This is a genomic window from Devosia naphthalenivorans (assembly GCF_003056355.1).
Lineage (GTDB): Bacteria > Pseudomonadota > Alphaproteobacteria > Rhizobiales > Devosiaceae > Devosia > Devosia naphthalenivorans.
In genome coordinates this window covers 19,450-45,174 of the sequence record NZ_PYVW01000021.1, presented here as the reverse complement: position 1 = coordinate 45,174, position 25,725 = coordinate 19,450, and the positions used below count along the sequence as shown (strand labels likewise).

The following is a 25,725-nucleotide window of genomic DNA, read 5'->3' as shown; positions in this document are numbered from 1 at the left end:
AATCCCTGACCGTTATGGCCAGCGCCGGCTGGCGCGCCAACTTGTGGCGGGCATCCCAGCGCCGGCGCCGCGCCGCCAGACCATCCGCCCGCTCGCCATCATAGCTCCCGCGCCAATGCCTGGTGGGCCTGCCATTGCGCCCCAACTCACGGCTGATGGTTGAGGCCGAACGCCCCAGCATCTGGCCGATCGCCTGCATCGAGAGCCCCTTGCGCCGCCCAATGTCGATCTCAACCCCCTCCCGCAGGCTCAACTGCTCATACAAAGTTCCCATCGCACCAACACCATAGCAGGTGTTGCACTTGTGGCGTGAGTCGAGGGAATCCCACTGTTGCGCGGAAGTGAGTGAGATTCCCGCTTTCGAGGGAATGACGCCGAGTGAACGAAATAAACTTCGAAGCTGCTACTTCACCATGTCGGGGCAGACATAGGGCACCGTTGCTGACACAAACCGCTGCTCCTGTGTTTCGCTACCCAGTTTCAGATTCAGCACAAGTTCGCTGTCGCTAAGGCTGGCGATGTCGGCATTGATGGTCATGCCGTCTTCGTCCCAGCTGATGGCGGTGTCGGAAACCTGCTGCCATTTCGACAGGCGGTAGGTTTCCCAGCAACTATCGCTGACCAGCGTGCCATCCGCCAGGAAGATCTGCATTGGTCCGGGCAGCGCATCGTCGGCCTCGGAGCGCACCCAGACCTTGTTCAGCAGGGGATTGGGCTCGCCGTGGTCGTCGGCGGCATCTTCGGTTTCCTGGGCCATGGTGGGGATCACGCTGCCGCAGGTGCCTACGCCCCAAACGCCGAGCAGTGCCAGGATTGCAGCCTTGGTATCCATCGTCGTTCCTCCGAGGGCTGCACTCATCTGGTGCCGCATACGCAACACCGCAAGTCTGGCATCGCGAATGCGGTGTTTTTGAGGGCGGCAAAGCCAAAGTTAGTCGGCATAGCTCCGGCGCTTTAGCGAACGGTCCAGACTCTCGATGCGCTTGGTTTGCACCGGCCACAAGGTGTATTTATCCTCGCCCAGGATGTGGTTGGCATGAAGCGCCCAATTGGGATCATCCAGTGCACCACGAGCCAGGGCGACGAAATCGGCCTCGCCACGCGCAATGACGGCTTCGGCTTGGTGAGCCTCATCGATCAGGCCCACCGCGATCGTGGGAATATCCGCGCCGTCGCGTACGGCCTGTGCAAACGGAACCTGGTAGTGGGCGACTGAATTGATGATCGCGCCATCAAAACCGCCGCTGGAGCAGTCGATCGCATCCACCCCAAGCGCCTTGAGTTCCTTGGCAAAGGCGACGCTGTCTTCTACCTGCCAGCCATCCGGATGATTGTCGCTGACTGAGATGCGGACCAGCAGCGGCTTGTCTTCCGGCCACACCGCGCGCACGGCGGCCACGACTTCAAGCGGCAGGCGCATGCGGTTCTCGCGGCTGCCGCCGTATTCGTCGGTGCGCTTGTTCGCCAGAGGCGACAGGAATTGGTTGAGCAGATAGCCATGAGCGGCGTGGATTTCGACCGTGTCGAAGCCAGCAGCGAGCGCGCGCTTGGCCCCGGCAGCGAACGCGTCAACGACACCCTTGATCCCGGCAAGATCAAGCGCTGTCGGCACCGTAAAGCTGGGATCATCGCTATGGGCGACGGCGGACGGCGCGACCGGCGTCCATTGTTCAAAGCCAACAGAGGCGCGGCCTTCCGGCGTTTTGACCGCCTCGGTATTCCAGGTGACAGGCGTCGAGGCTTTGCGGCCGGCATGAGCCAACTGGATACCTGCCGCAGCGCCCTGGCTGTGAAGGAAATCAACGATGCGTGCCAGCGGCGCGACATGCTCATCCTTCCAGATGCCCAGGTCGCCATATGAGATGCGCCCTTCGGCGGTTACGCCAGTGGCTTCGAACAGGATCAGGCCGAACCCACCCATGGCAAAACGTCCGAGATGGACCATGTGCCAGTCGTTCACGAAGCCATCGATGGCAGAGTACTGGCACATCGGGGCGATGACGGTACGGTTGCGCAGGTTGAGGCCGCGCAGGGAGGCAGGTGAGAAAAGCTTGGACATAAATGCTCTATGGTTGGTGCCGTTGGGCAGCCACAAGATGCACATTCATCGTTTCATCGGCAAGTGCCGATATAAGAACGGTGTGTTGCGGTGTGCGCATGAAATGCAATGCTTTCGCGCGGCCCGACCAGGTTCTGCACCAGCGCCGGAACCAGTCTGCGCCAGGCCTTGCCCGAAGCAGGCCGGTTATCGCTACGGCATCAACTGCCCGCCATTGACCTCGATAGTCTGACCGATGGTGTAGCCGGAGAGGCTTTCGGAAGCGAGGAACAGGTAGGCACCGACGCAATCCTCGGCCACACCCAGCCGGCCTTGCGGCACGCTGGCCAACATGGCGTCCATTTGGGCCTGGGTTGAATAGCGTTCATGGAATGGTGTGGTGATGACGCCCGGCGCCACCGCGTTGACGCGGATACCAAAAGGGATCAATTCCTTGGCCATGCCGCGGGTCACATTGGCGATAAAAGCCTTGGACGAACCATAGAGCCCCGCGCCATTGCTGGCGCCGTTGCGGGCCGCAATGGAGGTGGTGTTGATGATGAAGCCGCCATTCACCTTCAGGTGCGGAATGGCAGCGTGCGACGCCGCCAGCACCGAGCGGGCGTTGAGATCCATGATCTGGTCATAGAGCGCGCTGGTCCATTCCTGGTAGGGCTGGCGGGCGACCATGCCTCCGGCATTGTTGATCAGGCCATCCAGTCGGCCGAACGCCTTCTGCGCGGCCCCGACAGCACCGGCAATTTCACCTTCCTTGGAGGCATCGGCGCGGATCAGCTCAACCGTGCCGCCACTGTCGCGAATGGTCTTGGCGAGCGCCTCCGCGGAGTCCACGCTGGAATTGTAGTGCAACCCGACCAAGGCCCCCTGTGCCGCAAAGGCGGTTGCGAGCGCCGCTCCGATTCCCGTTGAAGCGCCGGTAATCAGCACCGCCTTGCCGACCAGGTCAGGTATCGTAAGCGCTTGATTGGCCATGGCCATGTCTCCAGTGTTCAGCTTGTTGCGATATCAAACCGTGGCCGCCTGATTGTCACGTTCTTTATGGGGCGGTTAAGCAAGGCTAGCAGCTTCCGAGCGGTAATCGCCCGAGACCTGACGGTTCGGTTCCCGCCCCAACTTCGCAGTGGCACCAAAGGTGCGAACGGCAGAATTGGGCCGTTCTCCGACCAGCCGCTTTTGGATAGAACCGACTTAAACTGATATTGGCCGTCGGGCGCCACTGATAAGTGCTTTGTCGATCGGAAGCTCAGAGACCGCCATTTGTGCGACCCGAAGCATTTGGCTCATTGCTGCTCGACATCATGTGAATTTGAGTGGCTCCAGATGAAACGCTGGCTGTAGCCGAAGGTGGTCGCTGCTTTTTGGGAGCTAAAGGGGGAGGCGAGGCCTCGGGGGAGTCGGGACAAGTCGGTGGAGGGCAGGTGGCGCTCCAGCAGGTGCCGGGTCTCGATGCCGAAGATGTTTTCGGCACCGGAAAGATTGTAGATGCCCGAAGGGACGGTATCCTGTTCCAGCGCTTGACGGCAGGCGGTGGCAATGTCGCGGGCGTCGGTGCGGGTCCAGAGCAGGAAGCGCTCGGCCTCGGGATGGGTCAGGGCACGGGCAATTTCATCACGCAAATCCTCGGGAGCGCGGACGCCCATGATCCGAAAGGTCAACACATTCAGCCCCTTGTTCGCAAAGTAGGCTGCCGCCTGCTCGCTTGCGATTTTGGCCAATGCATAGGAATTAAGCGGGAACAGCGAGTGCTCTTCAGTCACGGGCGCAAATACCGGCGCGTGTTCGGCAAAGCCGTAGACCTGGGCACTAGAGGCTTGGATAACCCGACGCAATCCCAAGCTCGCTGCCGCGTCCAGCACATTGAAAGCACCGGCGACATTGTCCCCATAGGTGCGCGTATCTGGAACTATGCCGGGATCGGACCAGGCCGCCATATGGACGACGGCTTCGGCCTTTGCATAGGTCAGTGTGCCGAAAACGTCCTCGGCTTTCGAAACATTGCCCTGCATGTAGCGCACGTCGGGATGACGCTTGGCGGCAGGGGATAGATCGAGGCTAGTGACCGTGTGGCCCGCCTCCGCGAGTTCCCTCACGACGAAGCGGCCGACGCGTCCCGATCCACCCGTTACCACGATGCGCACCGCATTCTCCCCGACTAGTCATCTGTCAACATTAGTCGTATGGCTTAGTAGTCGTATTAATTTTTTGCGGCAAGGGGTGCTTGATGGGAAATCGTGGACCGAGTTTGTCGGATCGGACGGCGGAGCAATTGCGGGCGTGGATCATAGAGCGTGCCATGGTGGACGGGGATAAGCTGCCGCCCGAACATGAGCTGATTGAGAGCCTGGGGATCAGCAGGACCGTGTTGCGCGAGGCGGTGGCCGGGATGCGGGCGCGCGGGGAGTTGACCAGTCGCCGGGGTTCTGGCGTTTTCGTGGCGCAGTCATACTCTGTGCCGCCGCTGCGGTTACACCCAGCAGACCTCGCATCAGTGCCGGATGTGCTGCAGGATCTCGAGATCCGTTCTGCCGTCGAAATCGAGGCGGCCAGCCTGGCCGCGCGGCGGCGCAACGAGGCGCATCTGCAGGCCATCGGGGCGACATTGCGGGCGCAGGAAGCGGCCCAGAGCCGAGAAGAAGCCAGTGCCGCAGACTTTGCCTTTCACCGTGCCGTCGCCAATGCCACTGGCAATCCGCGCTTTGCGCAATTCCTTGATGGTATTGGGCCTTCCGCCATTCCGCGTAGTCGTTTGAGCGCCACGGCGCAGACGCCGGAGCAGGAGGCTGCTTATCTCGCCATGTTGCTTGGGGAGCATCGGGCCATTGCACGTGCGATCGAGCAGGGCGATGCGGCCTTTGCTCGCGATGCCATGCGCCAGCATCTTTCGGGCAGCGCCCGCCGCTATCAACAGGCAGGCAAGGAGGCCGAGTCCCTTTGAAAATCACCGACCTCAGAACCGTGCCCGTGGCGCTGCCGCTGGACAAGCCTATCGGCAACGCCACAGCCCGCATTACCATGTTTTCCTGCATTGCGGTGTTTCTTGATACTGACGAGGGCCTGGTTGGGGAGAACCTGATTTTCACCATCCGCCCGGAGCAAGTGAAACTGCTCGATGCCATGGTGCATGTGCTCCGCGACGCGGTGATCGGACGCTCGCCGGATGACACGGCCGCGGTCTGGGCGGAATGCTGGAAGCGCATCAATTTCATCGGGTTTTCTGGCGTTTCCATCATGGGCATTTCCGCTATCGATGGCGCCATGTGGGACCTGCGCGGCAAAGCTGCCGGGCTGTCGATCTCGCGTCTGCTGGGACGGGCGCGCGACCGCGTTCCGGCCTATGCAAGCGGCGGCTTGTGGCTGAGCGAGAGCACGGACGAGCTGGTTGAACAGGCGGGCGGCTTTGCGGCAGCGGGTTTCAAGGCAATGAAGCTGCGGCATGTGGGGCGGGCGGATGTGGACTTGCCGCGCCTTAAGGCTGTGCGCCAAGCCATTGGCCATGAAGTGGATTTGATGGTTGATGCCAATCAGGTGCTCGATGCCAAGGCGGCCATAAGGCTGGGGCAGCAGATGGCGGAGTACGGGATTGCCTGGTTCGAAGAGCCAGTGCCGGCACATGACCTCGAACAGTCGGCCGAAGTGGCAGCGGCGCTGGATATGCCGGTCGCTTCGGGCGAAAACGACTATACTCTGCACGGCTTCAAGCGGCTACTCGATACCAAGGCGGCGGATATCCTGATGCCGGACCTGCAACGGGTTGGCGGGGTGAGCGAGTTCGTTCGGGTGGGGGCGCTTGCGGCGGCCTATAACAGGCCGGTGTCATCACATCTTTTCCCGGAAATGAGCCTGCAGGTCATGGGGTCGATTCCCAATGCGACGCTGCTGGAACATCTCGAATGGTATAGCCCGCTCTATCAGGAACAGATGCAGATGGATGGCGGGGATATCCTGGTGCCGGACCGGCCCGGTTGGGGCTTTAGCCTGGACCTCGACCAACTGCAGCATTTCAGCCTGAAGCGTTAGCATTCGGTGCCCCTTGAGCATCACCGGAAGACAGCACCTGCGACACCTCAAGCAAAGCATACTTGTCGGTTGTCGTACAACGTGCTAGTGCAAGGCAAATGATGGGATTGGATGCGTTGCGATTGGGCGCTGGGGCCTTGGTGACGGTGGGGGATGATATGCGGATTGTAGATGTGAAGGTGCGGGTTTTCCGGCACACGACGCGGCGCCATCAGGATTCGGCGGGGCATGGCCATCCGGGTGAGCCGCACAAGGTCAAGCAGGGCATGCTGAGCATTGTCTGCGACGATGGCAGCGAAGGTCATTGCTTTGGTGCGCCGGAAACGATCCGCCCGCATCTGATCGAGACCTTCGTCAAGAAGGTGCTGATCGGGCAGGATCCGTTCGACCGCGAATTGCTGTGGCAGGAACTGGCGCATTGGCAGCGGGGCAGCGCCGGGCAGTTGACTGACCGGACACTCGCTGTGGTGGATACCGCGCTGTGGGACCTGGCTGGCCGCGCATTGGGCCTGCCGGTGCACAAGCTGATCGGCGCTTATCGCGACAAGGTGCCGGCCTATGGCAGCACGATGTGCGGTGACGAGCTCGAGGGCGGGCTGGCAACGCCGGAAGATTATGGCCGCTTTGCCGAAAAGCTGGTGGCGCGCGGCTATAAGGGTATCAAGCTGCATACCTGGATGCCGCCGGTCTCCTGGTCGCCCAATGTGAAGATGGACCTCAAGGCCTGTGCCGCAGTGCGCGAGGCCGTCGGGCCCGACGTGGCGCTGATGATCGACGCCTACCATTGGTATTCGCGCACCGATGCGCTGGAACTGGGCAGGGGCCTCGAAAAGCTCGACTTCGCCTGGATCGAAGAGCCGCTCGACGAGCAGAGCACTTCTTCCTATGCCTGGCTTGCCGCCAATCTCGATATTCCGGTGCTAGGCCCCGAAAGTGCGGCCGGCAAACATTATGCCCGGGCCGAATGGATCAAAGCAGGCGCCTGCGACATCCTGCGGACGGGCGTGCATGACGTGGGCGGCATCACGCCCTCGCTCAAGTCGATCCATCTTGCCGATGCCTATGGGATGAACTGCGAAATCCACGGCAATGGTGCGCCCAACCTGGTGCTGGCGGCATCGGCCAAGAATATCCGCTGGTACGAGCGGGGCTTGCTGCATCCTTTCCTCGAGTATGACGACGGCTTTGAATATCTCAACAGCCTCGCCGATCCGATGGACGCGGACGGCTTCGTCCATCTCTCGGACAAGCCCGGCATGGGCGAAGACATCAATTTCGATTTCATCAATGACAATCTCGTCGCCTAGCTTCGGGCAGGCGGCCATAGGGGGCCAACCATGACTCTTCATTCGACCCAGACCAGTCTCGATCCGCAGGCGCTGAAATCGGCTTTGTCCGAAGGGCTGATGTCCTTTCCGATCACCGATTTCGACGCCGCTGGCGACTTTGCCGAGGACGGCTATCGCCAGCGCCTGGAATGGCTGATGCCTTACGGCGCCAAGGTGCTGTTCGCTGCCGGCGGCACGGGCGAGGGTTTTTCGCTGACCCCGGACGAGCACAAGCAGGTCATCCGCACCGCCGTGGAAACCTGCGGCAGCCACACCCCGATCATTGCCGGCGTGGGCTACAGCACCCGCATCGCCATCGACCTAGCCAAGGCTGCAGAGGCCAGTGGTGCAGCCGGCATCATGCTGCTGCCTCACTACCTGACCGAAACCAACCAGGAGGGACTGCGCGCCCATATCGACGCCGTCTGCAAGGCGGTCCGCATCGGCGTCGTGGTCTATAACCGCAATGTGTGCAAGCTGAGCGCCGACACGGTGGCGCGGCTGGCCGACGACAACGCCAACCTGATCGGCTTCAAGGATGGCGTGGGTGATGTCGAGGCAGTGACCGTGGTGCGCGCCAGAATGGGCGACCGCCTGAGCTATCTCGGCGGCTTGCCGACGGCCGAAGTGTTTGCTGAAGCCTATTATGGCGCGGGCTTCCCCGTTTATTCCTCGGCCGTGTTCAACTTCATCCCCAAGACGGCGACCGAGTTCTACCGGGCCGTGCAGGCCGGCAATCGCGACGTCACCAACCGGCTGCTACGCGAATTTTTCATTCCCTATATCGGCATCCGCAACCGCGCCGGCGGCTTTGCCGTCTCGATCATCAAGGCCGGGGCGACCATTGTCGGGCATACGGCCGGCCCGGTTCGCCCGCCGCTGTCGGAACTGGCGGCCAAGGATATCGCCGATCTGAAGGAACTGATCGACGCCCTCGGTCCGCAGTAACTACACGCTCCTCCCAGCGTGAACCCCGCGGCGCAAGCCGCGGGGTTTTTTCGTGCAGCATGCTGCGGGCATGCTTGTGGATTGCTTGCGATATGCTGCCGGCATGCCTGTGGTTTTCTGGCGGCTGCCTCGGGTTTGCTGGTGGGAGTGGCTTTTGCCAGCCGCTGGGAGTTGTAGGACTGCTTTGCCCCGGGGGGTGCGTAGGGGGCCGAATGTCGGGGGTGCCCGCCACTCCTTTGTGGGGGAGGTTCATTTCGGACGCTTCCACATCCACAGTGTCATCCCGGCGAGGCCGGGATCCATCCTGAGATGTACCCACGCCCGCGACAGGTTGAGATAGATCAGGATGGATTCCGGTCTTCGCCGGAATGACTCGGTGGGTAAGGTGGTTCCGATCCGGGCCAACCGCGACCATTGAGAGGAAGTGTTCACTTGCCATAATCCGGTGTGCGTGGCGCCCCCCACCCTTGATCCCTCCCCGCAAGGGGGAGGGTGTCGACTGAAACGGCGGCGCAAAGCACCCAAAATGAACACTCCCCACAAGGAGGGACTGGTCACTTTGACCGCATGATCAGATCTATCGCTGCCCACCGTGCTGCCCCCGAGGGTCACGTCCCGTAGGCACAACCGCTCTGACAGGGTTCCCTGAACGGCCCTCGGGTCAAGCCCGAGGGCAGCACGGCGTATTTTTTGCTAGACCGGTCGCTTGCTGCCGGCGAGGAGGCGTTCCTTGCTGCCGATGAGGTGCAGGCGCATGGCGCCGCGGGCGCCGTCGCTGTCGCCGGCTTCGATGGCGTCGAAGACCCTGCCATGCTCGGAGTTAACCCGGTTGAGATAATCTTCGCGGCTTTCCTGGGCGATGGCGAAGGTGTTGACGCGCGCGCGCGGTACCGACAATTCGCCGAGATAGTTGAAGAGCTTGAGGAAGTGCATGTTGTCGGTGGCCGCGGCGATGGCGCGGTGAAAGGCGAGGTCCGACTGGATGGCGTCGTCACCGGCAAGGATTGCGGCACTCATGGCATCCATGGCGTTCGTCATGGCCGTCAGCGAATCCCCGTCGCGGCGGGCCGCGGCGAGGGCGGCGGCTTCCACTTCGAGCGCGATGCGCAACTCCAGGATCGAGACGGCTTCGGCGACACGGTCGAGATCGCCGGCTTCGATGAAGAAGGGGCGCAGGGGCGCCGATTGCTGCACGAAGACACCGACGCCCTGGCGGGTGGTGACGAGGCCGCCGGATTTGAGATTGGCGATGGCTTCGCGAATGACAGTCCGGCTGACGCCGAATTCGGAGACCAGCTCGAGTTCGGTCGGCAGCTTGTCGCCACGGGCATATTCGCCCGAATGAATGCGCCGCTGCATGACCTCGACGATCTGCTCGGACAGGCTGCCTCTGCGAAACTCCATGGCCATTGCGTCTCCCCCTACCTGACTAGATATAGTCCTCGCGGTGCGGTGTGAAGCTATCAACCATCGTACCGGCCTCGATGCAGACCGCGCCATGCAGCACGCCACCATCGACCACATAGCTCGACCCCGGTCCGAGGCGCCTGGTAATGCCATTGATGGTGACGTCGAACAGGCCGCTTTCGATATAAGCGGCCTGGGTATGCGGATGGGTATGGGGTTCGCCGACGGCGCCGGTAGCGAAGTCCCAGCGCAGCATCATCAGGGCATCGGTGTAGCAGAGCATCTGCATGCGACGGCCTTCGCCCGTGACCTGCCAGACAGCATCCTTGCCGTCGAGAAAATTGCCGGAAGTGGCCATGATAGGTTCCTTAGGATTGAGCTGAAGGGGGGGCGGCGAGGTCATAGTGACCGCTGGCTTCGAGCAGAGCGCGGGTATAGGGAGCCGAGACCTGGCCCGCATCGAGCGCATCGCGGGTCAGGACTTCCACGATCTTGCCCGCCTGCATCACGGCAAAGGCGCTGCACATATGGTCGATGACCGCTAGATCATGGCTGACCAGCACATAGGTGAGGTTGAGCTCCTCGCGCAGGTCCTTGAACAGGTTGAGAATCTCGGCCTGAATTGACACGTCGAGCGCCGAGGTCGGCTCATCGAGCAGCAGGATGCGCGGGCGCAGGACGAGGGCGCGCGCGATGGCGACGCGCTGGCGCTGGCCGCCCGACAATTGGTGGGGATAGCGATAGCGGAACTGACCGCCGAGACCCACCTGTTCGAGGGCTTCGCCGATGCGGCGGTCGATATCGCCGAAGCGGTGGATCTGCAGCGGTTCGGCAAGAATGTCGGAGATGCGGTGCTTGGGATGCAGCGAGCCATAGGGGTCCTGAAACACCATCTGCACCTTGCGGCACCAGGCGAGGCGATCGGCGCTCTCAAAGGTGTCGCCATCCACGGCGATGCTCCCGGTCCAGTGCCTGTAGAGCCCGGCAATGCAGCGCAAAACGGTCGACTTGCCCGAGCCGGATTCGCCGACGAGACCAAAGGTCTGGCCCTCGTCGACATCGAAGCTGATGCCGTCGAGAATCTGGCGGCTGCGGGTGCCGGCGCCGAGATGCAGGTCGATGTCGCTAATGGAAATCAGGCTCATGGCTGGCGCTCCAGGTCGCGGGCCCAGTCTTGCTTCCGGTTCAGCACCGAAAGGCGATCACGGCGCTGGCCGATGCGGGGCAGGGAGGCCAGCAGGCCCTTGGTATAGTCATGCTGGGCCAGATGCAGTTCGCTGGCCCTGAGCTCCTCGACGACCTGGCCGGCATACATGATCAGTACGCGGTCGCAGAAGCTCTGCACAAGATTGAGGTCATGGCTGATGAACAGCAGGCCAATGCCGCGGCGCTGGACCAGATCGTCGAGCAGCGACAGCACCTGGGCGCGCACGGTGACGTCGAGGGCGGAGGTCGGCTCGTCGGCAATGATCATGGCCGGATCGGGGATCAGCATCATGGCGATCATGATGCGCTGCCCCATGCCGCCCGAAACTTCGTGCGGATAGAGGCCATAGACGTGTTCGGGGTCGCGGATCTGCACCGAGGCGAGCTGTTCGATGGCGCGCTTTTTCGCTTCGGCGCGGCTCACCTTGAAATGGGCCAGATAGGCCTCGCTGACCTGCTCGCCCACGCTCATGACCGGGTTGAGCGAGAATTTGGGGTCCTGCAGGATCATCGAGATGCGGCGGCCGCGAATATCCTGCATCTTGCGTTCGCTGAGCGAGAGCAATTCCTTGCCCTCGAAACTGAGGCGGTCTGCGTTGACCTTGGCTATATCGGGCAGCAGCCGCACCAGAGCGCGGCCGACGGTGGACTTGCCGGAGCCGGATTCGCCGATAATGGCCACCTTTTCCCTGCCGAGGTCGAAGCTGACATTGCGCACGGCATGCAGCAGGCCGCGTGCCGAGAAGTAGCGGACGTTGAGGTTTTTGACGGAGAGGATTGGATCGGTCATCGGATTACCTCGACTGACGCGGATCGAGCAGATCGCGCAAGCCATCGCCAAAGAGATTGAAGGCCAGGGCGACGATCAGGATGGCCATGCCGGGCATGGTGACGACCCACCAACTGTCGATCATGAAGCGGCGGCCGGCCGAGGTCATGGCCCCCCATTCGGGCGAGGGCGGCTGGGCGCCGAGGCCGAGGAAGCCCAGACCTGCGGCCGTCAGCATGATGCCGGCCATGTTGAGCGTGATGCGCACCACGACGGAGGGAATGCAGATCGGCAGGATATGGCGCCACAGGATACGTGGGGCACCGGCGCCCGAGACACGGGCGGCGGCGATATAATCGGCGGCGCGCGTGGTGAGGGTTTCGGCCCGGGCGAGGCGCGCAATCGGTGGCCAGGCCGTCAGCGCGATGGCGATGACGGCGTTTTCGATGCCCGGCCCGAGGGCGGCGGCGAAAGCGAGCGCCAGGATCAGGCTGGGGAAGGAGAGGAAGATATCGGTGATGCGCATCAGCACCCGATCCGTCCAGCCGCCGAAATAGCCGGCGGTCATGCCGATCACCAGGCCAATGGGGGCAACGATGACCGAAACCAGCATCACGATATAGAGCGAGATGCGCGAGCCATGGACGATGCGGCTGAAAATGTCGCGGCCGAATTCGTCGGTGCCCAGCCAGTTTTGCGCACTGGGTGGCTCAAGATCGCGCGCCAGATTCTGGACCAGTGGATCATGGGTGGCGATCCAGGGGGCAAAGATCGCCATGATGGCCAGCAGCAGGATGACGACGAGGCCGAACACGGCCAGCGGACTCGAAAAGAAGCTGCGCGTGCCCCAATAGAGGCGCTGCGCCGTGGCCTGCCGGCCAGAGGTGATGGTGTCGGTGGAGAGATATTCGCGCCAGGTCATGGTCTCGGTCCCGCTCATGCTGCACGCGTCCTCGGGTCGAACACCCGGTAGAGGATGTCGGACAGGATGTTGAGGGCGATGAACAGCACGCCGACCAGCAGGGTGCAGGCCATCACCGCATTCATGTCGCCCATCATCAAATTGCTGGTGAGATAGCCGCCAAAGCCCGGCCAGGAGAACACGGTCTCGATCAGCACGGCGCCTTCGAGCAGCCCGCCATAGGCCAGGGCCACGATGGTGACGAGCTGGACCCGGATGTTGCGGAAGGCGTGGCGCCAGATCACCTGTCGCTGCGACAGGCCCTTGATGCGGGCGGTAACCACATATTCCTGGCCGAGCTGGTCGATCATGAAGCTGCGCGTCATGCGGGCGATATAGGCCATGGAATTGAGGCCGAGCACGGTGGCGGGCAGCCAGATATTGCGCAAGGCGCTCCAGAACACGTCCCATTCGCCGACCAGGATGCTGTCGATCAGCAGGAACCCGGTAATGGGCGAGACGAGCCCGGAATAATAAACCTCGACCCGCCCGGTGCCGCCGGACCAGCCGAGATAGGCATAGAACAGCAGCAGGCCCATGAGGCCGAACCAGAAGGTGGGCGTGGAATAGGCCAACAGGCTCAGGAACCGCACCAAATAGTCGGGCAGCTTGTTGCGGCGGACGGCGGCGAGCACGCCGAGCGGAATGCCCAGGCCCGCGCCAAGAATGATGGAAATGGTGCCCAGCTCGATGGTCGCCGGGAAGACGCGGATAATGTCCTCGACCACGGGGCGGCCGCTGACCAGGGCCACGCCGAAATCGCCGCGCAGCACGTCGGAAACGAAGCGGAAGAACTGCACATAGAGCGGCTGGTCGAGCCCGAGCCGGGCATAGACGCGGTCATAGGTCGCCTGGCTGGCTTCGTCGCCGACAATGGCCAGCACCGGATCGACCGGCATCATGCGGCCAATGACGAAGGTGAGGACCAGGAGGCCGAACAGGGTAACGACGATCGAGCCGACGAAGCCCGTGGCCGAGACCAGGTTCGACCAATAGCGGTGCCGCGGCGAGGCGTCCGTTCGAGACATCGTCTGCATCAGTGGATCACCTCATGGGCCGTGGTGTTGGCGGCAATGAAATCCATGTCATAGATCACGCCCAGCCCCGGCAGCTGCGGCACGCTTACCGCGCCGGTCTCGTCCACCGCGTCGGGCGCTTCGCTGTAGCCGCAGGCGTAGATCGGGGGCTTGGGATTGCCGATGCGCGGGGCGCACAGCGTCAGCTCGTAATAGTTGGCGTTGCGGATGGCGGCCATGGCCTGGCGTTGCGACGGGCCGCAGCCGTGGAACTCGACGTCGAGCCCATGCGCCTCGGCCAGATGGGCGATCTTCATCGTGCCGGTAATGCCCATGTCGAGGGTCGGATTGACCCGCACGAAGTCGGTGGCTTCGGCAGTTATCGTATCGGCCTTGGCCTCGAGGCCGCGGATATGTTCGCCCATCAGGATGGGAGTGGCCAGCATCTGGCGCAGCTTGCGATGGGCATGGCGCGAAAAGCCGCCGTCGCGGAACGGGTCCTCGTACCAGAAATACCCGCCCTCGTCGCACGCCCGGCCGACATAGAGCGCATCGGCAAAGGTGCGCAATTCGCAGGCCGGATCGAGCATAAGGTCCATCCTGTCGCCGACGCGCTCGGCCACATGGAGGACATTTGCCGCTTCCTCGCGCCGGTCGCCTGCGCTCCAGCCGTGAATCTTGAAGGCACGATGACCCAGCGCCAGGCATTCCTCGGCATAGTCGGCAAAGGCCTCCTTGGAGGAAAGCCCGCCATTCCGGTCGCCGTGGAAGGTGCTCACATAGGCCGGCAGGGTCGTCCGGTAGCCGCCGAGCAGCTTGTTGACCGGCATGCCGGCGCGCTTGCCGGCCAGGTCCCACAGCGCAATATCGATATTGGAATGCCCGAACGCGCCCTGCTTGCGGTGCAGGCGCTTGACGTCGTCGTAAATCTGCTCGCGGGCATCGACATCGCGGCCCAACAGGCTCAGCGCGATCTGGCGGGTCTGTGCCGTCATGGCCGGATCGCTGTCGAGGTTGACGAACTCGCCGGCATTGCCGTCGGTGTCATGCACCTCGAGCAACAGCCCCGATCGGGTCACCTGGGCGCCGGCGCAGTAGACCGTGTTGCCGGCGCTGTCGACCGTGAGATCGTCATAGCGATAGGAGAACAGGGTCAGCTCGAAGCTTCTGATAGTGGCCACGCATATGCCTTTGGGAAGGGCCGGAGAAACCGGTCTGCGGAAATACTCGATGCCCCGCCCATGGACGAGGCATCGAAGATCAATCGCGGTTAGCGGGACTTCTCGATGTGATGGTAGCGCGTGGTCCAGCCATAGTGCTCCTGATAGCCTTCCACGTCGGAGCGGAAGACGACCGTATCGACCACGGCCGAGATGGGCTGCAGCGCCGGGACCAGCTCTTCATACATCAGCTGGACATCTTCATACATCTGCTCCTGGGCGGCGGGATCGCGTTCCACCAGGGCCGAAAGCGCCAGGTTGTTGAGGTCTTCATTGTAGAAGGAGGTGCGCCAGCCGATCAGGCCCGACAGGCCCGCATCGTCGGAATTGTCCGGATTGATGACCAGCGCCTGCATGTTGGAATGCGGATGCGGCTCCTGGCCGCCGCCGCCGCGGCCCACGATCATCTCGAAGGTGCGTTCGCGCATCGGGCCATAGACCTGGTTGCCGGTGCCGGTAATGATCTCGGCCTGGATGCCGGCCTGGGCCAGCGTGCTCTGTACCGAGGTGGCGATATCGATGAATGGGGGCTCGTTGAGCGACAGCAGCTTGACGGCAAAGCCGTCGGCATAACCCGCCGCGGCCAGGTGTTCCTTGGCCTTTTCGACGTCGAGCGTGTAGCCGGGATTTTCCATGCTGCCCAGCACGCCGGGCGAGACCGGACGCTGATGCAGCACGCCGTAGTTCGGCATGATCGTATCGTTGATGCCCTGGTAGTCGATGAGGTAGCGCAGCGCCAGGCGGGTTTCCTGGTTGGCGAAACGCCCGTCCTTCATGTTGACGGCGAGGAAATAGAAGCCCGAGCTGGAAATCGACTGGACTTCGACATCCCCATTGCTCGAGAGGGCGCTGATATCGGGCACCGAGAGCGCCAGGCCCACATCCAGGTCGCCGCGTTCCAGCATCAGGCGCTTGGTCTGGCTTTCCGGCATATGGCGCATCAGCACGCGCTTCATCGCGGCCGGACCGCCCCAATAGGCGTCGTTGCGATCAAGGATGATCGTGTCATTGGCCGTCCAGTTGCGCAGCACGAAGGGGCCCGAGCCGGCAGTATTGGTGGTGAGCCAGGCCGCGGCCTTGTCGCCGTCGACTTCATGCTGCAGGGCCGTGGCGCTGTCGATGACCGAGGCGGCACTGGGCTTGCCGAACATGTAGAGGATCAGCAGCGGGTCGCCGGCCTGGGGCATGGTGACGATGATGGAATTACCTTCGGCGCGGACATGGTCGTCGAAATTCTCCAGCGAGAAGCCGTAGGACTGCCAGGTGGCCGAACCGACCAGCTCGAGCTCGAGAATGCGCTTCCACGACCAGATCGCGTCTTCCACGGTCACCGGATTGCCCGAGGCAAAGGTGGCGCCTTGGCGGAAATTGAGGGTGATCGTGGTGCCGTCCTCGCTGATTTCCCAGCTTTCGGCGAGGCCCGGATTGACATTGGCGCGCTCGACCGCATCGAGCTGGACGGGCGTATCATAGATGTTGGTGATGACAGCCGTGGACTCGCGGCCGGCAATCGCCGCCGGGTCCAGGGTCAGGATGTTGCTCATGCTCAGCCCGACCACCAGCTGGTCCGCCGGCGTCGCCGCCATTGCGGCCATCGAAGTCGATGACAGGGCGATTGCGGTCAAAGCCGCGAGTAGTGTGTTGCGCATGCGTAGCTCCTCCAACCCCTATCGCGGGTTCTGGCGTATGCTATGCGACATCATACAAGTAGTGTCAAGGTTCGATGAAACGTCCGTTAATACCCAAGATATCACAGGCGGCGGCCTTGCGACGTCGCATTAGTCATACTTCTTGGGGCTTATGACCATGGCGATTGCCAAAATGATATCTCCTGATATCCCGGTTTGCCGCGTTGCCCTCTCGGCCAGATATGGCTCGCTTCGGCTTGTTGTAATGGGCCAGCATGGTCCGTAAGAAACGCCTCGCGAAGGCCTGTGGCTGGATACCTCCAAGATGACTGTGGAGGATGTAGTTGAGGCCATCCTGAAGCACTGGTAGCTGGCGCCTCCCGCAAACAACCGCGTCTTCTACCCTGGCGTGTGATGTTCGTTATGCAAGCTGACTTTCAATGGCAGTTTTATCGAGCACCGACCACGCCTTTTTGATTTTGCCGCCGTCAAACTCATAGAAGATGTTTTCAGCAAACGACACGGTCCTGCCGTTGAGTGCCAGCCCGAGGAAATCACCCTTTGGCGAGCAGCTGAACCAGAGGCGAGCTGCGACGAAGGGCGGCTCACAGACGAACAGCTCAGCCTTAAATTGGAGATCGGGTATTTGCTGAAAGTCGTTTTCCAGCATCGCACGGTAGCCTGCTAGTCCAAAAGGTCGCCCATTATGGCTTACCTCATCATGCACGAAATTGCCCAGACGGGACCAATCCTGTGCGTTGAGACAATCGAGATAGGACTGATATATCGAGAGCAGTTCCTGCATTGTCCTAGCGTAGTGCAAAATCAGGATTTCTGCACCAGTTACCCCATCCGGCAATCGCAACAGCCTCCATGGTGAACAACTCCGGTGCAATCCAACTCACGGCGAAATGGAATCCGGGGTAATGTCCGGTTTACTCCGCCGCATACTGGAAGAAGGCAATCCGCATTCCACCCGACGCCGCCGGTATCTGGCGCCCAGAACCGTCAGTCTGGTGCCGACCCCCTCTTGGCCATTCGCGGCAATGAGCTGATTTCCAAAAGCGGCCATCGAGGCTAGTTTGGTAGCTAGTTAAATTCGAGACAGTCAAATGCACAAAGGCTCATGCCTCTGCGGAGAGGTAACCTTCGTCGTTCAAGGCGACCTTCCCAAAGCGATCTCATGCCATTGTAGCAAGTGTCGCAAGACAACTGGTCACTTTGAGGCTGGAGTTGATGTGAAGAAGTCCTCCGTCATCATCAGTGGGGAAGCGAGCCTGACATGGTATTTCTCATCCGCGAGAGTGAGGCGTGGCTTCTGTTCCACCTGCGGCTCACCGATGTTTTTTGATCCCCCGGAAGCGGACTGGATCGGCCTGATGCTAGGTGCGTTTGACGGACCTACCGGCACCAAGATTGCCGAGCACATCTTTGTTGGCAACAAAGGTGACTACTACGACATCTGCGATGGCGTACCGCAATATAGGACCGTGCCTGGAGAGCTTTAGCGGGCAAACCGGGGGCGTAATATGCGGTACGGACGGGCGGGTTCCGACCCCATGTCGGCCATTTGAGCCGCCCTTGCCCGTTCTAGAAAGCCGCCGGCCCGCTTTGTGGGCAACGAGATCAATTCGATCTGCTATCCTAGCCTTGGCAAGACTGTCCGAAGTGCCCAGATCAATATTCAATCCCCAACTTTTGCATCTTGAGGTAGAGAGTCTTCCTCGAAATGCCTAAGCTTTCGGCTGTGCGGCCGACGCGGAAGTTATTGGTGCGCAGCGCTTGGGTGATGGCGACGGCTTCGGCCGCATCCCGGTGCGACTGCAGAGATGGTTCGTCCGCTTCATCACTGGGGATAGCGGGCGGATCAAGACCGAGGAAGTATTTCTCTGCCCGATTGCGAACTTCGCGAATATTGCCAGGCCAGCTATGGCGGGCAACGAAGGCATTTAGAGCCGGAGTGATCGGAGGTGGCGGCATGGCCTCTCGCTCGGCCGCGAGCATGAGGAAATAGGCGAACAGGATTTCGGCGTCGCCTGTTCGGGCGCGTAGGGGCGGAATGTCGACCCGGGCAACATCGAGGCGATAGGCCAGATCCTCACGGAAGCGGCCCTGTTTGCTGGCCTCGACAAGGTCTTCTTTAGCGGCCGTGATCACTCGAAGCTTGACAGGAATTTCCTTGTTAGAGCCAAGCCGCACCAGTGAGCGCTCCTGCAGTACACGCAGCAGGCGGACCTGAGCCGATAATGGCATGGATTCGATTTCGTCGAGAAACAGCGTGCCGCCATTTGCATGTTCGATCTTGCCGATGCGCTGCTTGCTGGCCCCGGTAAACGCGCCGGCTTCGTGGCCGAACAGTTCCGATTCCAGCACCGTTTCAGCGAGCGCACCGCAATTGACCGCCACAAAGGGGTGGTTCCGGCCCACGCCGAAATCATGCAGCACGCGGGCGGCGACTTCCTTACCGGTACCGGTTTCGCCCATCAGCAAGACGTCGACACTGGTTTCAGCCAGCCGGGAAAGGGTTTGGCGCAGTTTGACGGTGGCAGGCGCGCTGCCCAGAACGCGACCCTCGATGGATGACAGATCGCGTGAGGCTGCCTTGAGGCGCTGGTTTTCGAGGATTGTGGCGCGGTGGGAGAGCGCACGCTTCAGCGACTGCACCAGCACCAGCGGATCGGCGGGCTTTTCGATGAAATCCCACGCGCCCTGCCGTAGCGCCTGAACCGCGAGCGGTACATCGCCATGCCCGGTCAAAAACAGTACAGGGACGCCAGGATCGATGGCCTGCAGGCGGGCTAGCAGAGAAAATCCGTCAATATCAGGCATGCGCACATCTGACAGCACCACGCAGGGTGTGCCCGGGCTGAGGGCCTCGATCAGGGACTGAGCGCGCGTGAAAGGGCGGACGGAGAGTTCCTCAATGCGCAGCGATTCGGTGAGTGCCTCCAGCACTTCGGGGTCGTCATCACAGAACAGCACGCACATGTCAGCCACCCGACCACTCCTTGAGCTCCAGCAGGAAGGTGCTGCCTTGCTGCGAACTCTTTTCCAGTATCAGCCTGCCGCCAAAATCGCGTGCGATATTGAACGATATCGACAAACCGAGGCCAAGCCCGGCGCCCGGGGACTTGGTGGTGAAAAAGGGGTCGAAAATCTGGCTGCGCTCGGCAGTGGCGATGCCGCCCCCATTGTCGTGAACCCGCACAACCACAAGCCCGGGTGCGCGTGACAAGGTGATGTGGAGGCGCGGCACGGCCACGTTGATCAGTGCGTCGAGACTATTGGCGACCAGATTGACGAAGACCTGTTCGAGGCGGACCGGCTCGGCCAGCACCGCGTAGCGGTCGTCGCTGTCACAGTCGATCGTCACCGCAACATGATCGTCCTCGGTGCGGTGCGCCAGGAGAGCCAGAGCTTCCTGCATGATCTGCCTGGCCGAGGTTTGTTCGAGATCCTCTGCGGGCAGGCGGGCGAAGCGGCGGATATGGGCGATCTGGTTGCTCATGCGATCAATCAGGGCGGTGATTTTTTCCAGCGTAGTTTCCACGGCCGCCGTGTTGCCGCGTTCTAGCTGACGGGAACCGTTGAAGCTATGGGAGCGCAGCGCCGAGAGGGGCTGGTTGAGTTCGTGGGCGATACCCGCGGCCATCTGGCCGAGGGCTGCGAGCTTACCGGCTTGGATCAGCTCGTCGCGGGTTTGACGCAGTTGCTGCAGCGCTGCTGCGAGATCGCCTAGCTCGTCATTGCGGGGCAGGGGGCCAGGCGTGACGGGGAGACCCTGCGAAGCGTTGACGGCCTCCTCAGCCAGACGGCGGATGCCGGCGACCAGATTACGATGCACATAGAAGTAGGCCACCGCCCAGGCGCCGGCGATGGATAGTGCCACAATGGCGATGAGCAGGATGCGCCCGAAAGATAGTACGGCTTGAGCATTCTGCGAGGCCTCGCGGGAGACTTCCTTGCTCTCGGCCACTTCGAGGGCGATCTGCGCATTGAGGGCCTCCACCGCGTTCTGCGCGGCAATGGTGGTGGCGCCGATATCTTCAAGAATGTCGAGTTCTTCGAGTTTGATGGCCGGGACGCCCTTTTCTCGATCGGTGAGCTCAGTCACCCGCGACGCCAGCTGGCGGACGGTGATGCTGTCTGACCAAGCGGTCAGCGTGGCAATGCTGCGTGATAAGTCGTCGGTGCTGTCGGCAAGGAACGCCAAGGCATCATTGACGCCGGAGCGGCTGGAAATTTCGGAGAAGCGCGAGAGGAGGCCCACCGTGAGATTGGCCTGGGCAAGGGTAGTGAGTAGGGCTTCGCTGCGGGCAGTTTCGCGCAATACGCTATTGGGGGTGGCCGCGCCTTCGAGGTCCTGGGCGATGTTGAAGCGCGCATCGTCGATCAGTGGTTCGATCTCGCCAATCAGGTCCGATTGCAACCAGCGCAATTCGTCCACAAGCGTGCGCAAGCGTGCGAGCAAGGTGAAGCGGGAACGGGCCAGGGCCTCAAGGGTCACAAGGCTATTGGCGAGGCTCAACTGGCGCTGACGCAGGGCCTCATTGTCGCGCCACTCGGAAGTGCCTGATATGGTCTGGTCTAGCCGCTCGAACAGCGCCAACCCGCCGTGATAGAGATCATCGAACTCGGCGGAGGTTTCGGCGCTGGAGAGCAGGGCAACGCTGGCATTGATTTCAGCGCCCACCTGCGCAAGGCGCGTTGCTGTAGTCAGGCGGGGCAGTTCGCGCTGCACAATGCGCTGCAACTCGCTGGATAGCCGCTCATAGACCACGAGCCCGGCAAGGCAGGCGACGCTGGAGAGGCCAACTACCAGTACGAAAGCCAGAGCGATGCGTGTCGCAATACCCCAGCGCCTGCGGTTTTCTCTGGGTACCGTTTCAGTGATTGCGGTCAAGACCAGCGGCACTTTCCAACTCGGAATCAAACTGGGTCAGCATACGGGTAACTGCGATGCTGATTTCTTCGGAGGCCGCGTCGCTCTCGGCCAGCGAGGTGGCGGCAACGGTGCTGGCGCTGTCATCGGAGGCGATGATTGCTGCAGCCCGTCCCTCGCCAACCGGTGGCGTTGTCAAAAGCGCCGCCAGATCTTTGCGATCGGCCCAGGGCCGGGCATTCAGCACCTTCCACCTTTCGCTCAGTTCCTGACGATGCGCCACGATCCATTGGTCAAAGATCGCATTGACCAAACCGTAGCGGCGGGCCGACAGGCTGGCGTCAAAGGTCGACCCATTGACCAGCACCGGCTCTGGCAGGCGCGTGCCGCGGCTGGACAAGGCGAGCGCGCGCAATTCCTTGATGACCGGGATGCGTCCAAGCTCTGGCGTCATCAATAGCAATTGGGTGTCGGTGGACAGCAGGAACTCCACGAAGGCCACGGCCGCCTCGCGAGTGGTGCTGCGCTCAAGCACGGCGACGCTGGCGGGAACCAGAAACAGTGGTTCAAGCGCGGCAAAGGCGATGGCGTCGGAACTGCGTTCGACAGTGGCCAGGAAATCGATGGTGGGTCCAATGCCGAAGCGGCCTTGCTCGATGCCGTCGGTGATTCCGAAGCTGCGGGCGGTGATGGTAGAAAGATTGCCGCCCATGCGCGAAATCAGGCGCCAGCCTTCGTCCCACCCATAGGTCTGTAACAGGGCTTCGACAATGAAATGGCTGGTGCCCGAGCGCGATGGCGAAGTGATGCCAACATGGCCCCAATAGGCCGGTCGGGTGAGATCGCTCCAGGAGCTGGGAATGTCCAGGCCATGCCGGATCAGATAGTCGGGATTGTAGGCGGCGCCAAAGGTGGAAAAGGCAAAGCCGAAATACTGGCCATCGGCATCGTTGACCGGATAACCGGCCACGGTTTCCTCGGCCAGCGGGATGGCTACATCAACTGTGGCTAGCTGGTTCTGTCGCTTGAGCAGTTCGAAGGCGTCAGGAGATGAGGCCCAGAAAACGTCAACGTCGACCGCCTCACGCTCGAGCAGGAAGCGGACGCCGCTGGTAGTGCTGCGCTGCAGGATCTCCACATCGATATCGGGATGGGCGTCTTCGAAGCGCTGCCCGATCACCTCGTAAAAGGCGGGCGGGAACGACGTGAGGATCACCAGGTCGACCGCTCGTACCGGCGCTGCCATCAACAGCACGGCGCAGGTGGTCACGAAGGCAAGAAGAGCTGTTGCTCGTCTGGTGCTTGGCAAAATGCACATCCTCCTCACGCGCAGGTGATGGGGCGCGGCCGCCGGCCACGCACCCATCGATCTTATTTCTTCAGCCAGAGCATGGCGCCGCGCGGAAGAAAGACCTCCATGGACGCACCAATCGCCCGCACGCTGGATTCGCTCTGGAATGGTGCTTCGACCAGAATGGTATCGGACCCCATCTTGAGCACATATCGCACGGATGCTCCAAGGAACTCGATGCTTTCCACCAGACCGGGTAGCAGGACATCGGACGGATCGACGCGACTGAGCGTGCAATGCTGTGGCCGGAACACCAGCTTGGCTCCCTCGGGTACGACAGCCGTCTCATCGACGGGCAACATCACGCTGCTTGCGGTGATGAAATTGCGCGACCCGCCGGCGACCGAGATAGTGCCGTCAATGATATTCGCAGTGCCAAGAAAATTGGCGACGAAAAGGTTTGCCGGCTTGGCATAAAGGTCCATGGGGCGGCCCACTTGCTGGATTTCGCCGTCACTGAACACGGCAATACGGTCGCAGATGGTATTGGCTTCTTCCTGGTCGTGGGTGACGAAGATGGCCGTCAGGCCGAGCCGCTGCTGCAGGTCGCGCAATTCTTGGCGAACCTGCACGCGCATCTTGGCATCAAGGTTGGACAGTGGCTCATCGAGCAACAGCACCTTTGGCCGGATCGCGATGGTGCGGGCAACAGAAACGCGCTGCTGCTGACCGCCAGACAGCTGCGAGGGACGACGATCCGCCAGATGGCTCATGCCGACCAAAGCCAGAGCGGCATCGACGCGATGGTCGATCTCCGCCCTGGGCAGTTTCCGTTCTTCGAGACCGAAGGCGACATTCTTGCGCACGGTCATATGCGGCCAGAGCGCATAGGACTGGAACACCATACCCACGTCACGCTTCCAGGGCGGTGTGCCCTCAAGCTCGGTATTGCCGACAGCCACACTGCCCGACGTCGCGGACAGAAAGCCTGCCACGAGGCGGAGAAGGGTGGTCTTGCCGCAACCGGACGGCCCGAGAAAGGCGAAGAACTCGCCAGGTTTGATCTCGAGATTGATGTCCTTGAGCACCTGGACGGCGCCGTAATGCACGTTGACCCCGCGAATGCTGATGGGTTGCGGGTCGATCTTGATTTCGCTGCCATTGGCCGCATTGGCGCCGCTGCTGCGAGTGGAATGGTGCTTGGTCATTTCTTCATTCCCAGGGATTTCTGGCTGCGCTCGATCACGACATGCGATGCGAATGTGCAGATGGCGACGAGAAGGACGGCGATGACACCCAATGCGGCACCCGGACCACGACCGGCTGGCGACTGCATGAACATGTAAAGGCCGTATGCGATGGGTGCGTCGCTGGACGACTGGATCAGCATCAGCGTTGCCGACAGCTCAACGGCTGCGGTGGCAAAGCTGGTGACGAAACCGGCCAGCAATCCGCCCAGCATGAGCGGCAGGACGATGCGCCGAACGGTGCGCTGCTTGTTGGCGCCCAGATTTTCAGCTGCTTCCTCAAGCGACACCGAAATCTGCTGCATGGCCGCGAAGACGGCGCGCAGAGCATAGGGCAGGCGGCGGACGGCCAGAGCCAGGATCACCATGATCGGCAGGGTCGCCAGCGGCGTCCCATTGGGCAGGGTGACATCGTAGAAGGTGCGCAGATAGCCAATGCCGAGAACGACGCCGGGCACGGCCAGAGCCGCCGAAGCCGCCCAATCGAGCCATTGCCGGCCAAAGAGCTTGGTGCGCAGGACCAGATAGGCAATGCCGCCACCGATAACGACGTCGATCAGCCCAGCCGTGGTGGCATAGACCAGGGTGTTCTTGATGTAGATCGAGCTCTCGCCAATGACTCGGCCATAATGGGCCATGGTATAGCCATCGGGCAGCGGGCTGAACGACCATATGGTCGAGAAGGACAGCAGCAGCAGGCCGATATGGGGCGATAGCACCAGCAGCAGTACCAGCGTAACCACGCTATAGGCGATGACGGCCTCAAGCGGTTTGAGCTTGCGACGGGCCAGCCCGCCACCACCGCGCTGGACGGTGGAGTAATCGCGGCCCCGCATAACGGCCACCGAAGCCCACATGGCAAAGATTGACACGGCGATCAGGATGGTGGCTATAACATAGCCCATCGGGTCGGCCAGCCCGATCGAGGTGACCCGCAGATAGGCCTGCGGTGCGAGCATATCCTTGACGTTCAGAAGTAGGGGCGTTGCCAGATCGTCGAAGACCTTGACGAAAACCAGCGCTGCGCCAGCCAGATAGCCGGGCATGGCTAGCGGAAAAACGATCTTGCGGAACAGGCTAAAGCCGCTGGCGCCCATATTCTGCGCCGCTTCTTCCATCGAGCTGTCGATCTGGCGCAGGCTATTGGAAACGTTGATCAGAATAAACGGGAAATAGTGCAGCGACTGCACGAAGATGACGCCGTTCAGTCCTTCCATGAAGGGCAGGCGAATGCCGAAATTCTGCTCGAGCAACAGGTTAACCGTGCCATTGCGGCCGAACAGCAATTGCATGGCCACCGCGCCGACGAAGGGCGGCATGATCAGGGGCAGAAAGCCCAGGGTCTGGATCAGCACCGCGCCGCGGAATTCAAAGCGGTGGTGATGACAGCCAATGGCAGCGCGAACAGGCTGGCCCAGATCACCGACATGATCGAAACGTAAAGTGAATTGACGAACGAGCGTTTGAACAGGTCGTTGGAGAAGAAGTCGACGAAGTTGAGGAGTGTCAGTGCACCGGTGCCTTTCTCGGTGAAAGCGACATAGATAACCGTTCCTGCTGGGATCAGCAGGAAGATTAGCAAGAACGCCGCAATACCGAACATTAAAAGCACGAGGCCAGAGACCCGCTTCCCGGCTTTCGCCAGGGGCAAGCTGATATCAGCCATCACAATATCTCTTTGGTTGGAGCGAGGGCGGCCGCGTCGGGCCGGTTCCCGCCCGGATCGACCGGGCGGGTCGTCGGGTG

Annotated in this window: 23 protein-coding genes and 1 pseudogene; 5 read left to right on the top strand and 19 right to left on the bottom strand. The window is 61.7% G+C overall.

Annotated elements, in window-relative coordinates; all coding sequences use genetic code 11:
• The 5 genes from C8264_RS19835 to C8264_RS19815 form a co-directional block, all read right to left on the bottom strand.
• Positions 1 to 274, bottom strand: a 274-nt coding sequence (locus tag C8264_RS19835; protein ID WP_162783794.1) for a helix-turn-helix domain-containing protein, incomplete at its 3' end; no start/stop codon positions are given.
• Between the two features lie 129 nt (positions 275 to 403).
• On the bottom strand, positions 404 to 832 hold the full coding sequence (locus C8264_RS19830; RefSeq protein WP_108462715.1) for a hypothetical protein: 429 nt from the start codon (positions 830 to 832) through the stop codon (positions 404 to 406).
• A 99-nt stretch (positions 833 to 931) separates the two neighbouring features.
• On the bottom strand, positions 932 to 2,059 hold the full coding sequence (locus C8264_RS19825; RefSeq protein WP_108462723.1) for an NADH:flavin oxidoreductase/NADH oxidase: 1,128 nt from the start codon (positions 2,057 to 2,059) through the stop codon (positions 932 to 934).
• Between the two features lie 192 nt (positions 2,060 to 2,251).
• The gene (locus C8264_RS19820; protein WP_108462722.1) at positions 2,252 to 3,031 is read right to left on the bottom strand and encodes an SDR family NAD(P)-dependent oxidoreductase; all 780 of its coding nucleotides are present in this window, start codon (positions 3,029 to 3,031) and stop codon (positions 2,252 to 2,254) included.
• Positions 3,032 to 3,339: 308 nt separating this feature from the next.
• On the bottom strand, positions 3,340 to 4,197 hold the full coding sequence (locus C8264_RS19815; RefSeq protein WP_108462714.1) for an NAD-dependent epimerase/dehydratase family protein: 858 nt from the start codon (positions 4,195 to 4,197) through the stop codon (positions 3,340 to 3,342).
• A gap of 83 nt (positions 4,198 to 4,280) precedes the next feature.
• Between C8264_RS19815 and C8264_RS19810 the strand changes: the two genes are divergently transcribed.
• The 4 genes from C8264_RS19810 to kdgD all read left to right on the top strand — a co-directional run bounded on the left by C8264_RS19810 (position 4,281) and on the right by kdgD (position 8,352).
• Positions 4,281 to 4,994, top strand: coding sequence for a FadR/GntR family transcriptional regulator (locus C8264_RS19810; protein WP_108462713.1), 714 nt, complete (start codon positions 4,281 to 4,283; stop codon positions 4,992 to 4,994).
• On the top strand, positions 4,991 to 6,076 hold the full coding sequence (locus C8264_RS19805; protein WP_108462712.1) for a mandelate racemase/muconate lactonizing enzyme family protein: 1,086 nt from the start codon (positions 4,991 to 4,993) through the stop codon (positions 6,074 to 6,076). Before C8264_RS19810 ends, C8264_RS19805 begins: the two co-directional genes overlap by 4 nt.
• A 158-nt stretch (positions 6,077 to 6,234) precedes the next feature.
• The gene (locus C8264_RS19800; RefSeq protein ID WP_108462721.1) at positions 6,235 to 7,383 is read left to right on the top strand and encodes a mandelate racemase family protein; all 1,149 of its coding nucleotides are present in this window, start codon (positions 6,235 to 6,237) and stop codon (positions 7,381 to 7,383) included.
• A 30-nt stretch (positions 7,384 to 7,413) separates the two neighbouring features.
• Positions 7,414 to 8,352 (top strand): 5-dehydro-4-deoxyglucarate dehydratase, encoded by a 939-nt coding sequence (kdgD, locus tag C8264_RS19795; RefSeq protein ID WP_108462711.1) that lies wholly within the window; start codon positions 7,414 to 7,416, stop codon positions 8,350 to 8,352.
• 693 nt (positions 8,353 to 9,045) lie between these two features.
• Here kdgD and C8264_RS19790 read toward each other — a convergent pair.
• The 9 genes from C8264_RS19790 to C8264_RS19750 all read right to left on the bottom strand — a co-directional run bounded on the left by C8264_RS19790 (position 9,046) and on the right by C8264_RS19750 (position 17,364).
• On the bottom strand, positions 9,046 to 9,756 hold the full coding sequence (locus C8264_RS19790) for a FadR/GntR family transcriptional regulator (RefSeq protein ID WP_108462720.1): 711 nt from the start codon (positions 9,754 to 9,756) through the stop codon (positions 9,046 to 9,048).
• Positions 9,757 to 9,781: 25 nt separating this feature from the next.
• Positions 9,782 to 10,117 (bottom strand): cupin domain-containing protein, encoded by a 336-nt coding sequence (locus C8264_RS19785; RefSeq protein ID WP_108462710.1) that lies wholly within the window; start codon positions 10,115 to 10,117, stop codon positions 9,782 to 9,784.
• Between the two features lie 10 nt (positions 10,118 to 10,127).
• Positions 10,128 to 10,904: an ABC transporter ATP-binding protein gene (locus C8264_RS19780; protein ID WP_162783792.1), complete on the bottom strand. Its 777-nt coding sequence runs from the start codon at positions 10,902 to 10,904 to the stop codon at positions 10,128 to 10,130.
• Complete coding sequence (locus C8264_RS19775) at positions 10,901 to 11,755, bottom strand: ABC transporter ATP-binding protein (RefSeq protein WP_108462709.1); 855 nt, start codon at positions 11,753 to 11,755, stop codon at positions 10,901 to 10,903. The genes C8264_RS19780 and C8264_RS19775 overlap by 4 nt, the downstream gene beginning before the upstream one ends.
• Before the next feature lie 4 nt (positions 11,756 to 11,759).
• Positions 11,760 to 12,674 (bottom strand): nickel transporter permease, encoded by a 915-nt coding sequence (nikC, locus tag C8264_RS19770; protein ID WP_205245736.1) that lies wholly within the window; start codon positions 12,672 to 12,674, stop codon positions 11,760 to 11,762.
• On the bottom strand, positions 12,671 to 13,723 hold the full coding sequence (locus tag C8264_RS19765; protein ID WP_108462717.1) for an ABC transporter permease: 1,053 nt from the start codon (positions 13,721 to 13,723) through the stop codon (positions 12,671 to 12,673). Before C8264_RS19765 ends, nikC begins: the two co-directional genes overlap by 4 nt.
• Before the next feature lie 8 nt (positions 13,724 to 13,731).
• Positions 13,732 to 14,892, bottom strand: coding sequence for an enolase C-terminal domain-like protein (locus tag C8264_RS19760; RefSeq protein WP_108462708.1), 1,161 nt, complete (start codon positions 14,890 to 14,892; stop codon positions 13,732 to 13,734).
• Positions 14,893 to 14,981: 89 nt separating this feature from the next.
• On the bottom strand, positions 14,982 to 16,580 hold the full coding sequence (locus C8264_RS19755; protein WP_108462707.1) for an ABC transporter substrate-binding protein: 1,599 nt from the start codon (positions 16,578 to 16,580) through the stop codon (positions 14,982 to 14,984).
• Between the two features lie 400 nt (positions 16,581 to 16,980).
• Complete coding sequence (locus tag C8264_RS19750) at positions 16,981 to 17,364, bottom strand: ester cyclase (RefSeq protein ID WP_108462706.1); 384 nt, start codon at positions 17,362 to 17,364, stop codon at positions 16,981 to 16,983.
• Positions 17,365 to 17,671: 307 nt separating this feature from the next.
• On the opposite strand from C8264_RS19750, the gene C8264_RS19745 reads away from it, so the two are divergent.
• Complete coding sequence (locus C8264_RS19745) at positions 17,672 to 18,067, top strand: GFA family protein (protein ID WP_108462705.1); 396 nt, start codon at positions 17,672 to 17,674, stop codon at positions 18,065 to 18,067.
• A gap of 169 nt (positions 18,068 to 18,236) precedes the next feature.
• Here the strand turns inward: C8264_RS19745 and C8264_RS19740 are convergent, their stop codons facing one another.
• The 5 genes and pseudogenes from C8264_RS19740 to C8264_RS19720 form a co-directional block, all read right to left on the bottom strand.
• Entirely contained in the window at positions 18,237 to 19,547 is a 1,311-nt protein-coding gene (locus C8264_RS19740; RefSeq protein ID WP_205245737.1) for a sigma-54-dependent transcriptional regulator, read from the bottom strand.
• Between the two features lies 1 nt (position 19,548).
• A complete protein-coding gene (locus tag C8264_RS19735) occupies positions 19,549 to 21,462 on the bottom strand; it encodes an ATP-binding protein (protein ID WP_162783791.1) in 1,914 nt (637 codons plus the stop codon).
• Positions 21,446 to 22,750 (bottom strand): ABC transporter substrate-binding protein, encoded by a 1,305-nt coding sequence (locus tag C8264_RS19730; RefSeq protein ID WP_162783790.1) that lies wholly within the window; start codon positions 22,748 to 22,750, stop codon positions 21,446 to 21,448. Before C8264_RS19730 ends, C8264_RS19735 begins: the two co-directional genes overlap by 17 nt.
• A gap of 62 nt (positions 22,751 to 22,812) precedes the next feature.
• Positions 22,813 to 23,940 carry an ABC transporter ATP-binding protein gene (locus C8264_RS19725; RefSeq protein WP_108462701.1) on the bottom strand — a complete coding sequence of 376 codons (1,128 nt, stop codon included), beginning with the start codon at positions 23,938 to 23,940 and terminating at the stop codon, positions 22,813 to 22,815.
• Positions 23,937 to 25,582 (bottom strand): annotated as a pseudogene (locus tag C8264_RS19720) (ABC transporter permease). The gene C8264_RS19725 and the pseudogene C8264_RS19720 overlap by 4 nt, the downstream one beginning before the upstream one ends.
• Positions 25,583 to 25,725 lie beyond the last annotated feature (143 nt).

Coding starts and splice junctions, on each gene's coding strand:
- C8264_RS19830 (WP_108462715.1), bottom strand. CDS start 832: ATGGATACCAAGGCTGCAATCCTGGCACTGCTCGGCGTTTGGGGCGTA.
- C8264_RS19825 (WP_108462723.1), bottom strand. CDS start 2,059: ATGTCCAAGCTTTTCTCACCTGCCTCCCTGCGCGGCCTCAACCTGCGC.
- C8264_RS19820 (WP_108462722.1), bottom strand. CDS start 3,031: ATGGCCAATCAAGCGCTTACGATACCTGACCTGGTCGGCAAGGCGGTG.
- C8264_RS19810 (WP_108462713.1), top strand. CDS start 4,281: ATGGGAAATCGTGGACCGAGTTTGTCGGATCGGACGGCGGAGCAATTG.
- C8264_RS19800 (WP_108462721.1), top strand. CDS start 6,235: ATGCGGATTGTAGATGTGAAGGTGCGGGTTTTCCGGCACACGACGCGG.
- kdgD (WP_108462711.1), top strand. CDS start 7,414: ATGACTCTTCATTCGACCCAGACCAGTCTCGATCCGCAGGCGCTGAAA.
- C8264_RS19790 (WP_108462720.1), bottom strand. CDS start 9,756: ATGGAGTTTCGCAGAGGCAGCCTGTCCGAGCAGATCGTCGAGGTCATG.
- C8264_RS19785 (WP_108462710.1), bottom strand. CDS start 10,117: ATGGCCACTTCCGGCAATTTTCTCGACGGCAAGGATGCTGTCTGGCAG.
- C8264_RS19780 (WP_162783792.1), bottom strand. CDS start 10,904: ATGAGCCTGATTTCCATTAGCGACATCGACCTGCATCTCGGCGCCGGC.
- C8264_RS19775 (WP_108462709.1), bottom strand. CDS start 11,755: ATGACCGATCCAATCCTCTCCGTCAAAAACCTCAACGTCCGCTACTTC.
- nikC (WP_205245736.1), bottom strand. CDS start 12,674: ATGAGCGGGACCGAGACCATGACCTGGCGCGAATATCTCTCCACCGAC.
- C8264_RS19765 (WP_108462717.1), bottom strand. CDS start 13,723: ATGTCTCGAACGGACGCCTCGCCGCGGCACCGCTATTGGTCGAACCTG.
- C8264_RS19755 (WP_108462707.1), bottom strand. CDS start 16,580: ATGCGCAACACACTACTCGCGGCTTTGACCGCAATCGCCCTGTCATCG.
- C8264_RS19750 (WP_108462706.1), bottom strand. CDS start 17,364: ATGCAGGAACTGCTCTCGATATATCAGTCCTATCTCGATTGTCTCAAC.
- C8264_RS19745 (WP_108462705.1), top strand. CDS start 17,672: ATGCACAAAGGCTCATGCCTCTGCGGAGAGGTAACCTTCGTCGTTCAA.
- C8264_RS19740 (WP_205245737.1), bottom strand. CDS start 19,547: ATGTGCGTGCTGTTCTGTGATGACGACCCCGAAGTGCTGGAGGCACTC.
- C8264_RS19725 (WP_108462701.1), bottom strand. CDS start 23,940: ATGACCAAGCACCATTCCACTCGCAGCAGCGGCGCCAATGCGGCCAAT.